General features: G+C 44.5%; 10 protein-coding genes and 2 tRNA genes. 6 read left to right on the top strand and 6 right to left on the bottom strand.

Annotated elements, in window-relative coordinates:
• The first annotated feature begins 37 nt into the window (after positions 1 to 37).
• Entirely contained in the window at positions 38 to 505 is a 468-nt protein-coding gene (locus FHW36_RS23865; RefSeq protein WP_145672840.1) for a hypothetical protein, read from the top strand.
• A 132-nt stretch (positions 506 to 637) separates the two neighbouring features.
• The gene (locus tag FHW36_RS23860; RefSeq protein ID WP_145672838.1) at positions 638 to 1,504 is read left to right on the top strand and encodes an AraC family transcriptional regulator; all 867 of its coding nucleotides are present in this window, start codon (positions 638 to 640) and stop codon (positions 1,502 to 1,504) included.
• A gap of 99 nt (positions 1,505 to 1,603) precedes the next feature.
• Here the strand turns inward: FHW36_RS23860 and FHW36_RS23855 are convergent, their stop codons facing one another.
• The 5 genes from FHW36_RS23855 to FHW36_RS23835 all read right to left on the bottom strand — a co-directional run bounded on the left by FHW36_RS23855 (position 1,604) and on the right by FHW36_RS23835 (position 6,343).
• Positions 1,604 to 3,832 (bottom strand): GH92 family glycosyl hydrolase, encoded by a 2,229-nt coding sequence (locus FHW36_RS23855; protein ID WP_145672836.1) that lies wholly within the window; start codon positions 3,830 to 3,832, stop codon positions 1,604 to 1,606.
• Between the two features lie 435 nt (positions 3,833 to 4,267).
• Positions 4,268 to 5,062 carry a Fic family protein gene (locus tag FHW36_RS23850; protein ID WP_145672835.1) on the bottom strand — a complete coding sequence of 265 codons (795 nt, stop codon included), beginning with the start codon at positions 5,060 to 5,062 and terminating at the stop codon, positions 4,268 to 4,270.
• A gap of 114 nt (positions 5,063 to 5,176) precedes the next feature.
• Positions 5,177 to 5,262: transfer RNA gene (locus tag FHW36_RS23845), tRNA-Leu, on the bottom strand.
• A gap of 20 nt (positions 5,263 to 5,282) precedes the next feature.
• Positions 5,283 to 5,355, bottom strand: a tRNA-Gly gene (locus FHW36_RS23840).
• 139 nt (positions 5,356 to 5,494) lie between these two features.
• On the bottom strand, positions 5,495 to 6,343 hold the full coding sequence (locus FHW36_RS23835) for a hypothetical protein (protein ID WP_145672833.1): 849 nt from the start codon (positions 6,341 to 6,343) through the stop codon (positions 5,495 to 5,497).
• A gap of 136 nt (positions 6,344 to 6,479) precedes the next feature.
• Here FHW36_RS23835 and FHW36_RS23830 point away from each other — a divergent pair, with 136 nt between their 5' ends.
• From FHW36_RS23830 to FHW36_RS23820, 3 genes are all read left to right on the top strand, one after another.
• Positions 6,480 to 7,487, top strand: coding sequence for a DUF3667 domain-containing protein (locus tag FHW36_RS23830; RefSeq protein ID WP_186452577.1), 1,008 nt, complete (start codon positions 6,480 to 6,482; stop codon positions 7,485 to 7,487).
• An 8-nt stretch (positions 7,488 to 7,495) separates the two neighbouring features.
• Entirely contained in the window at positions 7,496 to 8,275 is a 780-nt protein-coding gene (locus FHW36_RS23825) for an enoyl-CoA hydratase-related protein (RefSeq protein WP_145672830.1), read from the top strand.
• 138 nt (positions 8,276 to 8,413) lie between these two features.
• Positions 8,414 to 8,938, top strand: a complete 525-nt coding sequence (locus tag FHW36_RS23820; protein WP_145672828.1) for a hypothetical protein — start codon at positions 8,414 to 8,416, stop codon at positions 8,936 to 8,938.
• A gap of 63 nt (positions 8,939 to 9,001) precedes the next feature.
• Here the strand turns inward: FHW36_RS23820 and FHW36_RS23815 are convergent, their stop codons facing one another.
• Positions 9,002 to 11,278 (bottom strand): Tex family protein, encoded by a 2,277-nt coding sequence (locus FHW36_RS23815; protein WP_145672826.1) that lies wholly within the window; start codon positions 11,276 to 11,278, stop codon positions 9,002 to 9,004.
• 241 nt (positions 11,279 to 11,519) lie between these two features.
• On the opposite strand from FHW36_RS23815, the gene mazG reads away from it, so the two are divergent.
• A complete protein-coding gene (gene mazG / locus FHW36_RS23810) occupies positions 11,520 to 12,290 on the top strand; it encodes a nucleoside triphosphate pyrophosphohydrolase (RefSeq protein ID WP_145672825.1) in 771 nt (256 codons plus the stop codon).
• Positions 12,291 to 12,292: the final 2 nt, after the last annotated feature.

Raw genomic sequence — 12,292 nt, 5'->3', positions numbered from 1 at the left:
TATAGACCCAAAAGCTTTTATACATGAATTACAAAATATGATTAAATCTTTATACAGCATTCTATTGATAATCCCTGTTTGTCTGACCCTTCAACCGGATACTTCGGGCCAGCAGAAGATGCCACCAGTAATCCTCTTTATAGACACCAGTGGAGACAATGGCCAGGTAGATCCCGCCGCATGTGTACCTTACGGTATGGCAAGGGTATGCCCTGATATGGTGCACAGAAGCCACAGTGGGTACGATTTTGCTAAAAAAACTATCTCCGGATTTTCTGTGAACCGTCTTTCTGGTATTGGTTGCGGAGGGAATGAAGGAAATCTCAGTATCAAACCTGCAAATAAAAATGCTTTACTCTCCCTGGTAAAATCAACGGAAATAGCTGAACCCGGATATTACTCGGTAAAGCTGGATAATGGTGTTACTGCTGCCTTGACAGCAACAACTAATGTGGCGGTAGAGCAATATTTATATCCGCTGGGGACGGAACAACTGTTCTACTGAGGTATACTTAATGTAAATGGGGGATTACACGGTGACCATATCTTACACCGTCTGCAGAGGCGATTTATGACCTGCTTGTTTATGTCCCTGTAACTACTATATCCATGTTCGTTAATCTCTAAGACTTGAACGATGAAATATTTATATGAGAATTTTACATTCCCTGCTGATCAATCGTTTACGATCAGAAGAGAGGTGTTGGAAATGAAGGAGTATAACACATTTAAAAGTCATGTTAATTTTGAAATTGCGCTACTGGATAATTGCCAGGGGAAGAGGTTTATCGGCGATCATATCGCTGATTTTGACGGGCCGGAGCTGGTGCTTTTAGGTAGCTATCTGCCACACTGTTGGCAGTATCAAGGCTTACAGGATTATACGCAGCCTCCCAGGGCTTACGTAGTACACTTTTTTCCGAATTTTATGGACAGCGTAATCATGGGAAATCCTGAGGCGAAAGAATTGAATATTTTGTTTGGAAGAGCAGCCAGAGGCGTTTTATTTTCAGGAGATACGATTATCCAGGCACGGTTTATTTTAGAGCAGATGCTGGGCGCGAAGGGCCTTCGGAAAATCGCCTGGATGATAGAATTGTTAGATCTGCTCGCCCATTCAAAAGACGGCACGATGTTGTCTTCCCCTTATTTCAACATTTTGAGAACATCAACTCAGGAGCAGCGGATCACACAGGTATTTGACTATGTATATAAGAATTTCAAGGAAAATATAACCCTGGGGGATGCAGCAGCGATCATTCATATGTCTACCAGCGGTTTTTGCCGTTATTTTAAACAAAAAACAAATAAAACGTTTATCGAAATTTTGAAAGAACTTAGAATTGGTCATGCTGCTAAATTATTGCTGGCAGGTACCCATAGTATATCTACCGCCTGCTATGAAAGCGGGTATAATAATCTTTCTAATTTTAACAAGCACTTTAAAGAAGTTGAGGGATTATCGCCCAGTAATTTTTTGAAACAATACCGCATACGTCACTAGGCAGCTGTCATTTCGCATTAGTGGCGGCCTAAAATCTACCAATAAGCTGATCGGTCCAATTGGATTGAATTTTTTTTACATTTAAAGAGCCATATATACTCACATCATCCAGAAAGTGATTTTCCTGGCTTTTAATAGTTCCGAATGTTTGAAGAATAGTCCCTGATGAGCGCTGCCGTCTATAAGTACCTTTTTAACTTTTGTATGTGTAGGCGAGAAATTTTTTCTCCTGATCACGAGCGTGTGAGATTTCAAATCTGCACTAGCAATCGTTACTTTTAATTCATCAAATAAAGGGACTCCAACGGCATAGTCTGTGCTGCCCGGACATACTGGGTAGAACCCCATGGAGGTAAATACCAGCCAGGCTGACATTTGACCACAGTCATCATTACCAGAAAGACCATCGGGCGTATTCCTGTAATTTACAGGGGTATACTTGTAGATCTTCTGCCTGGTGCTATCGGGTTTATTGATATAATTGTAAAGGTAAATATAATGGTGCCCGGGCTCATTATCATGGTGATAATGACTGGAGTCAAAGTTTTCATTGAGTAATTTTTCAAATGCTGTCGCTCCGCCCATCAGCTGAACAAGCGCAGGTATGTCATGCATGGCGCCAAAGAGATAGGTCCATTTTGATCCTTCGGTCATTCCTTCGTTAGATTTTTCCTTCGAAACAAATGTGCCATTGGCATATCTGCTAATAAAGAAACCAGAACTCCGATCGTATAAGTGCTGGTAGTTCTTACTTCTTTTCATAAGGAAGTCAAACTCGGATAGATGGCCGGTTAGCCGGGCAATTTGCGCAACACACCAATCATCATAGGAATATTCAATGGTTTCTGAAACATTTTCATTCGTACATCCGGAAGGAATATATCCGTATTGATTATACCATGTAAGACCGCCTCTGGCTTCATAAGCAGTCCAGGGAGCGCGGTCGGCCCATTTATTAGTGCTGTCACCAGCAGGCGCTACGAAAGCATCTTTTTTGACTGCCTCCCAGGCGAGTGACCTGTCAAAACCTTTTATTCCTTTCACCATAGCATCTGCAATAACGGCATCTGCGTGCGTTGCAATCATGATATTGGTGTAGGTTGGATTGGGCCATTTGGGTAACCAGCCGCCTTCCTTATACATCTGTAGCAATGATTGTATCATGGCTCCTGAACGATCCGGCATAAGCAGATTTAATAAAGGATGTTCCGCTCTGAACGTATCCCACAGAGAGAAATCATTGTAGCTTACACCATCATGAACAATATCATCAAAGGCACTATAATAGCGTCCATATTCTGAAAACTCCCTGGGATATTGCATGGTACGGTAAAGCGCCGTGTAAAAGACGGTACGTTCATTCTTTTCTCCTCCACGAATGGAAATAAGTCCCAGATATTTATTCCACTCTTTTTTGGTTTTATCCATCACTGTCTGCACATCCCAACCGGGAATCTCAGTATTGAGATTATTGCGGGCCTGATCAATACTGATAAATGAGGTGCCAACCCTGGTTGCAATCCTGTCTCCCTGGGCCGTAATAAATCTCAGAAACGCACCACAACGGTCACCAGACTGTTCGGTCTGCCCAACGAATATATCATCTCTGTAGGTTGTTCCAAAAGAGGCCGGACGTTTATTAAACTGTACTACAAAGTAACCTTTGAAGTTTTTTAATGGTGGTCCCAGAAGCGCTGATTGACGGTCGGGATTGTAACCAATAAGTTCGTTTCGCTTGTCATCATATTTGATCCACCCGATAAATTTTTCCTGTCGTGATGCCTCAATAAAGATATAAGAACTGTCAGATGCAGGGAAGGTAAATTCCATTAGCCCTGCACGCGATGTAGCCGAAAGACGGGCCTTTATTTTTCCACCATTGGCAGTATTTAATGTTACTGAATATCCGTAGGGCGTAGATTTTTCCTCCTGATGGGAAAACGTCATGGCTCTTTCCCTGTTGGCAAATAAAGTACCGGATTGGGGAGATATTGTTACCATACCGTAGTCACCCATCCAAACGGCAGGTTGGTGTGTAGCAGTAAATCCCATAATTGTTTTATCATTGTAATGATAGGACGTTCTCGATATACTACTTTCCCGGGTCTGTGCACACCATTGCGTCATGGCAAACGGTGGAGCCACAGTAGGTATTAGCCCTCCATATTCTGTGCTGTTAGTTCCGGTTGTTCCTATCATTGAGTTGACTTCATCTACAGGCGATGCAGGATTTATCTGACCATTCGACACCATCGTACCAGACATACAAACAAAGAAAATGAATGTGTGAAAGAACGTTTTCCGGGCAGGGATTTCTATTTTCACCATTTTTATAGTAGGTATTTTTTATATATCTTGATATACAGGATATTCACAAAAGTCTATATTCTACAATCATTGATCAACAGTTAATTTAACCAGTTTTGATGTTATTTTGGCCCGAAAAGGAAGCAGCCGGTAGGAGTACCGTTGCCGGCGATAGGGTTTGCAGAGGGGGATAAACCTCTACCAAAGCCTATATTGGGCTATTCCTATTTGTTGCAAACTCATAAGGATTTAATAAGTTGATGAACAGCTGAAGAATAGAGCAGACCTTATTAAGAATAAGGATAAGGCGCTGATGGAGGTGAATAAAAAGATCAATGATCTGGAAGAAAAACCAATCAACGGTATTATTGAGAACTCCACCTACAAAAAGTGGTTCAGCAAACTTTGCGGTGAACGGTCTTTGCTGCAAAGTGATAGTGTCCTGCTGGTTATAAATTAATCCTTATCTGTTACTGCTTTGCTCAACATTTCAACAAAAGGCAATGCTTTGCTGTAGTCTAATTCATCATATTCAAGCCCCAGGAGCCTGATATTCCGGTAATACTCTTGATGGTGCATATAATAGTACTTCTCAGATTGAAGGAACCAAACCTTAGGGCCCAGGTGTTGTGCCAGAAACCATTTTTCAAGCAACCTGCCACTTCTGCCATTGCCATCATTCCAGGGATGAATTTTTACAAATACAAGATGGATCATGCTGGCAAAATAAAATACTTCGGGTATGTCCAATTGTTGTTCGAGAAGCATTTCGATATCGTTATACAGCTTTTCCATTTCAGTATTTACAATTAATGGAGAAGCAGCTACATACTCAATTCTACCATCATCTGTGGTTACATACATATGCTGATTTCTAAAACGGCCTTGCCAGTTTTTGGAGACTATGTGTTTAGCCAATATGGTATGTACTTTTGAAATATTTTTCCTGGTTGATCTATGGTCCTTAGCAAATTGATAGGCAAGATATAAATCATCAATTTTTTTTGTATAGTCTGGTTGGAATTCAATTCCGAACCTTTTATGCTTTATGTAAGAATCCAGTTCAATAGGTTCTCCTTCAATTTTACTGGAATAGACCGATGCTACCGAGGTATAAAAACTGAAATGCTCATTGGACAACTCGGCATCTTCAAGTGCAGAGAACGTGGTGGCAAGAACCTTTGCATCAACTTTATCTTTGAATTGCTGCAATAGGCCGCTGCTTACTATTTGAAGCTGATAAGTACTCATGATGCAAAGAATGAATGGTAAGGTGCAAGTAGAAATATACGGATTCTCCTACAAACAAAAAAGGCACCGCTCTCGCGATGCCTTTTTAAAACTTAAGAGCGTCCGCTCTAAAAGTACCCCAGATGGGAGTTGAACCCACACTCGCATTGCTGCGAACGGGATTTTAAGTCCCGCGTGTCTACCAATTCCACCACCAGGGTCCGTGTTGAATTGAATTCAGAGCGGAAGACCGGGCTCGAACCGGCCACCCCGACCTTGGCAAGGTCGTGCTCTACCAAATGAGCTACTTCCGCTTTTCTAAAGAACTTTCCAACGATTATTGCAGTGGCTTTTTTTCGTTGGGATTGCAAAGATAGGAATCTTTTCGAAGTTGCAAAATTTTTTCCTCGCTGAATTAAAATATTTTATGAATTCCGTTTTTTTTAACTGTGTTTATGGATTAAGATCATAGTCATATTTCACCATCCCAAGCAGCTCCTTTCCTTTGCCATAGCACGTTTCCTTCAAAGGTAATCCATTTGGCTGATATTCGTATTGCCAGATCGTATAAGTCGACGTTTGGGCGTTCACGGTAGTCATCTTTAACAACTGTCCCTGGTCATTATACTCGAAAATGTAGTCTGGAAGCATTCGCTTTTTGGAAGGCTGATAGCGGTATACATCCGTTAACCGCCCCACTTTATCGTAATTATAAAACGTACGCTTGGCCGGCGTACCACGGCGCTGCTCCAGTTCTTCTATCACATGACCGCTGCTGTCTGTTTTGAAAGATATCAGCGCAGAATCCCCACCATTGCCCTTTTTCTGTATCATCTGCTGTAAATGCCCCAGGCTGTCGTAACTATAGCTGCGGGTTTCATCAAAACGCATCTTGCTGTCCCGGGCAGTGGAGGTGCTGCTGATATACTGTAAACGCCCGTCGCCGGTGTAACGATACAGCGTAATAGTGATGCTGGCGGCTGAACTGTCTACTGTTTTCGTCAGCTGTCCCTTGGCGGTAAACGAAGATACGGTGGCAGAATAACCGGTAGAAATCGACTGCGTCTGGGACCGCATCTGGTGATAGGTAGGACTCAAACTACGCTCGCAGCGGAAGTCTTTGTCCATCTCCATATTGGCATCCAGGGTCTGCACCTTCTGCACTTTTACCTTATTGGCCTTCAATAAGGCCATGGTGGCTGTTGTTTGATCTGTATTGTAAATATCCTGGAAGTAATATTGACTAAACCCCCTGCCTGCAATGGCCAGCATTCCCAATGCCAGTAGTATCATTTTCTTCATGAACGTAAAAATCGCTGATTTTTAATTGTGACAAAAGTAAAACGCAAAATTCATATTAAAATTTTTTAACCGGAACGGGACACCCCGTAATTTTTGATATCTTGTGGCATTTTCAACCAATAACAGATCTAACCGCTTGAAAACGCAACCACTACGTAAGGAAAAGAACTGTCTTAACTGCGGTACGGAAGTGCCGGAACGCTACTGCACCCACTGCGGACAGGAAAATACGGTACAACATGAAACTTTTGGACACCTGGTAGGCCATTTTGTAGCAGATATCTTTCATTACGATTCCCAGTTCCTGACTACGCTCAAAGCCCTGATCATCAAACCGGGATTCCTTACCAGGGAGTATATGGCGGGTAGGAGAGTACGCTATGTAAACCCGATTAAACTATATGTATTCGTTTCTTTCGTCTTCTTCTTTGGCGTATTAGCCCTAAATTCCAGCCATAAAGAGGAAAATGGGGAAGACGAAATTGCAGAGGAAACACTACTCAATACCGGTATCGGTAAAGATACCATCCGGCTGGCTGCTGGCACTGCCGGACTCAAAAAAGCATTTGAAAACGATAGCTCCGCTACCGGCCGTAGAATAGAGGAACTGGCTACTTCCATGAATGAGGTAAAGTCTGCCCGCGAGTTCGACTCCCTGCAACAGGCATTGCCCGACTCCCAGCGCCTGAATGGCGTGGCCAGAAAACTAATGCGCAGGATGGTAGAGGTACAACATAAATACGGAAAGGATACCCAGGCGGTCATCGTAGAAATGTTCCAGCATAACCTGCCTAAGCTGATGTTTATACTGCTCCCGCTTTTTGCACTATTCATGAAATGGATGTACCACCGGAAGAAGTGGCTCTATGCAGATCATGCCATTTTCGCTATCCACCTGCATACTTTCGCTTTTATCATCGGTCTGCTGGCATCTATACTCACGGCCATTTTTCATAAGGGCATATTCCTCACCGTCTGCTACTGGTCTATTTTTATTTACCTGGTGCTGGCCCTCCGGAATAATTATCACCAGTCATTGGTAAAGTCTTTGTTTAAAGGCATTTTCCTGCTGGGCATTTACCTGTTGTCCGCCGGTATTGTATTCCTTGGCTTCCTGGTGCTTATATTTGGAATATTTCTTTAAATTTAGAAATGCAACCAGAATATATCATCATACACCAACAAGTAGCGCCCTTTGTGGCCCATATCCAACTGAATCGCCCTAAAGAGCTGAACGCACTCAACCTCCAGCTGATGAGTGAATTGAGAGATGCGCTCAAAATGCTGGACGCCGACGACCAGGTAAGGGCGATTGTACTCAGTGGCAACGAAAAAGCCTTCGCCGCCGGCGCCGACATTAAACAAATGGCCAACAAATCAGCCATCGATATGTATAATATCGACCAGTTCAGTACCTGGGATACCATTAAAAAAATAAAGAAACCCATCATAGCGGCGGTGAGCGGCTTCGCCCTGGGCGGTGGCTGCGAACTCACAATGCTCTGCGATATGATCGTGGCCAGCGAAACAGCCCGGTTCGGCCAGCCGGAAATAAAACTGGGCATCATGCCAGGCGCCGGCGGTACCCAACGGCTCACCCGGGCCGTAGGAAAAGCCCTCGCCATGGAAATGGTGCTCACCGGGCGGTTTATTACGGCAACAGAAGCCCTGCAAGCGGGCTTGATAAATCGCGTAGTACCCGTAGAACTATTTTTACAGGAAGCCATTAAACTAGCCGCCGAAACCGCTACAATGAGCCCTGTAGCGCTTAAAATGGCCAAAGAAGCGGTGCTGAAAGCGTTTGATACCAGCCTGGAAGAAGGATTACATTTTGAACGTAAAAATTTTTATCTTCTCTTTGCATCCGAAGATCAGCAGGAAGGCATGCAGGCATTTGTAGAAAAAAGATCACCCGAATTCAAAGGAAAATAGCACTAGTTTATTGAAAACCATTAAACATTTCTATAATTTGACTTGTTAACCTTCCACTGACAAATGATCGTATATACATTGCGGGAAAGTGGTGCCTGTCAGTGTCTTGTAACCCCGTCAAAAATTAAAAATTTAACCATGAGTGCGAAACGGATTCCGGTGGCGTCACTGATATCATTTACACTTTGTATTGTAGCCTGTAGTGGTCCCGGTCAACAGGTAAGAGCTGTTGTACTGGCCGATGAAACCACCTTACCCGCCACAGATACTATGATCGCCGCCGGCGATACTATCCAGACCGACCAGGTAGCTTCCTGGAACTCTTTCCTGTTCTACGACGGCAAATATGCCATGGAATGTGGCGTATTCGAAAAAGAACCGCTGAAACGCCGCTTCGAAACCCTGATCAGCAAAGCCCGGAAAACTTTCTTCGAACGGTTTAAAGTAACACCTCCCATCGAAGTAGAAAGCCAGATCCTCTTCAACGAAGGATATATGCCGGGAAAATCAGGCTATGATGAGGCTGCATTGGCAATAGACATCGATCGGGATATCATCTACGTAGGTATCACGGTCAACCGCAGCCTTCTCCTTTTCAGTGAAAAAGGAGATACTGACTATCCGGAGAAATTCCTGCAATGGATGCAGAAATTTGAACGTTGATAAAAAAAAGCCCCCCGCAACAAGCAGGGGGCCCTTATCTTTCTTAATATGCTGTTACGCTAATTAGTGATCAAACTTATTCTTTAACGCTGCCAGCTTAGCCTGGAAATCGTTTAACGGCGCTTCCTTCGCGGCTGGTTTATCCCTGCGCGGCTCGCGACGGGTATCGCTATTGCGGGAATCCTGGTTTTTACGCTGCCCTGGCGCTCCGCCGGCATTGCTGTCTTTCATCGACAAAGAAATACGCTTGCGTGCTACATCTATTTCCAATACCGTTACCTGCACCTTCTGATTCAGCTTCACCGCCTCGTTAGGATTGCTGATAAATTTATTGGAGAGATGGGAAATATGCACCAGCCCATCCTGCTTCACACCTATATCCACGAAGGCCCCAAACGCGGTAATGTTCGTTACCACACCAGGCAATACCATACCGGGTTTTACATCTTCCATCTTATGAATGCCTTCTGCATATTCAAAAATAGAGATCTCATCCCTTGGGTCGCGGCTAGGCTTAGCCAGCTCCTTCAGGATATCTTCCAATGTCAGCAAGCCTACTTCTTCGCTCACATAATCTTTCGGATTAATTTGCTTACGCAGGTCTTCTTTGCCCATCAGGTCCGGTACAGTGCAATGCTGCTTCTCCGCCATATGCTTAATGAGATCGTAACGCTCAGGATGCACCGCTGAATTATCCAACGGATTATCCCCATTTTCAATACGAAGGAAGCCCGCGCATTGCTCAAATGCTTTATCTCCCAAACGATGTACTTTCTTCAACTGCATACGGTTGCTGAAAGCGCCGTTTTCTTTACGGTATTTTACGATGTTTTCCGCCAGGGAAGGACCCAGGCCGGAAATATACGCCAGCAAATGCTTGGAAGCGGTATTCAGGTTTACTCCCACATTATTTACACAGCTCACTACCACGCGATCCAGGCTCTGTTTCAGCGACGACTGGCTCACATCATGCTGGTATTGCCCTACGCCAATAGCTTTAGGATCTATCTTCACCAGCTCGGCCAGCGGATCTATCAAACGACGGCCAATGGAAACAGCTCCTCTCACCGTTACATCGTAGTCGGGGAACTCTTCCCGCGCTACCTCTGATGCAGAATACACAGAAGCGCCGCTCTCGTTCACCATAAACACATTGATCTTCTTACCAAAGTCGATCTTCTTCACAAATTCCTCTGTTTCACGGCCCGCGGTGCCATTACCTACAGCGATGGCGGCGGTATCATATTTATCAGCCCATTTTTTCAACAGGGCTTCGGCGTCATCACGTTTATAATTCTTTTCCAGCGGGAAAATAACATCGTGCGCCTGCATATTACCCTGGTTGTCCAGCGCTACTATCTTACAACCGGTTCTGTAACCGGGGTCGATGGCAATAACGCCCTTAGGACCCAGCGGTGCTGCGAGCAGTAACTGGCGCAGGTTTTCAGCAAATACTTCTATCGCCTCGGCATCAGCTTTTTCTTTGGCCACCGCCCTGAACTCATTTTCCAGGGAAGGACGCAACAGGCGTTTGTACGCATCGGCAGCAGCTTTGGTAACCTGCTCTGCAGCAGCGCCTTTACCGGTTACAAATTGTTTGTTGATCAGCGCATTCGCATCTTCTTCTACCGGCGCTATAGAGCTAAACAGGATACCCTCGTTTTCTGCCCGTAATATAGCCAGTACCCGGTGAGAAGGCATCTCCCGCAAATCCTCTGAAAACTCGAAATAGTCTTTATATTTATCACCTTCCGCTTCTTTACCTTCTACTACTTTAGAGGTAAGTTTGGCGGTATTGGTAAACAGTTTACGCAGCTTATCGCGGCACTCGGCATTTTCATTGATCCATTCCGCAATTATATCCCGGGCGCCTTTCAAGGCTTCTTCAGACGTAGCTACCTGCTCGTTGATAAAGGTTTCCGCAGCGGCAGTATCGGTGTCCTGCTGCTCAAACAACAGCTTGGCCAGCGGCTCCAATCCCTTTTCAATAGCCACCGTTGCACGCGTTTTGCGCTTGGGTTTATAAGGCAGATAAATGTCTTCCAGCTCCGCCAATACCCAGGTTTCTTCCAGTTTGGCCAGCAGCTCAGGGGTCATTTTCTCTTGTTCCGTAATCGTTTTGATAATAAACTCACGACGATCATCCACTTCTTTGTAACGCTTCTGCAGGTCCTCTATACGGCCTATCTGTACTTCATCCAGGCTGCCCGTTACCTCTTTACGGTAACGACTGATGAAAGGCACTGTAGAGCCTTCAGATAACAGGGTCATAGTATTTTCTGCCTGCTTGCCGGAAATACCTAACTCCGATGAAATAAGCGCAATGTGTTTCGGATTCATAACTCAATACTTTTTTGGGATTTTTGATTGTCAGATCTTTTAATTCCATTACGACAAAAAATCCTTTGCAGCAACAAAATACAGCCATCTCCCAACCATGAAATCACTACAATTTTATAGCTCGCAAATGTAAGTAAAATGGGCTTTTAACCAAGAAAAAGAAATCCCCATTTTTACAGGTTTCCCCCCGCCCGGAGCCTAAATATCAAAATCCCCGAAATGATCCCTATTTTTACAAAATATGGAAAAGACAGCTACTTTTGATCGCCTCCTGCAGATCATGGACGATTTAAGGGAAAAATGCCCCTGGGACCGCAAGCAAACCATCCAAACGCTCCGGCAGCTCACCATCGAGGAAACTTATGAGCTGGCCGACGCCATTACTGAAGAAAACTGGAAGGCTATCAGGGAAGAACTGGGCGATATCCTCCTGCATATCGTGTTTTATGCCAAAATAGGCTCGGAACAACAACAATTTGATATCAACGATGTCATCAACGGCGTATGCGATAAACTCATCCACCGCCACCCACATATCTACGGCGATGTTAAAGCCGAAACGGAAGACCAGGTGAAGCAAAACTGGGAAAAACTAAAGCTCAAAGAAGGCAAAAAATCAGTGCTCAGCGGCGTGCCACAATCACTGCCCGCCCTGGTGAAAGCCATGCGCCTCCAGGAAAAAGCCAAACAAACCGGCTTCGAATGGGATACCACCAGCCAGGTATGGGACAAAGTAAAGGAAGAAGTGACTGAACTGGAAGAAGTGGTCCAAACCGGGAATAAGGAACAGATAGAAGATGAATTTGGCGACGTGATGTTCTCCCTCGTCAACTACTCCCGCTTCCTCGATATCGATGCAGAAAACGCCCTGGAACGTACCAACAAAAAATTCCAGCGCCGCTTCCAGGCAATGGAAGCCATGGCCCTGCAACAAGGCCGTACCCTCAATGATATGAACTTAACGGAAATGGATACACTCTGGAACCAGGTGAAAGCCACCGAAAAATTATAAAC

This window comes from Chitinophaga polysaccharea, from assembly GCF_007829335.1.
Taxonomy (GTDB): domain Bacteria; phylum Bacteroidota; class Bacteroidia; order Chitinophagales; family Chitinophagaceae; genus Chitinophaga; species Chitinophaga polysaccharea_B.
The sequence above is the reverse complement of the archived record's forward strand: the minus strand, read 5'-3'. Positions and strand labels throughout refer to the sequence as shown.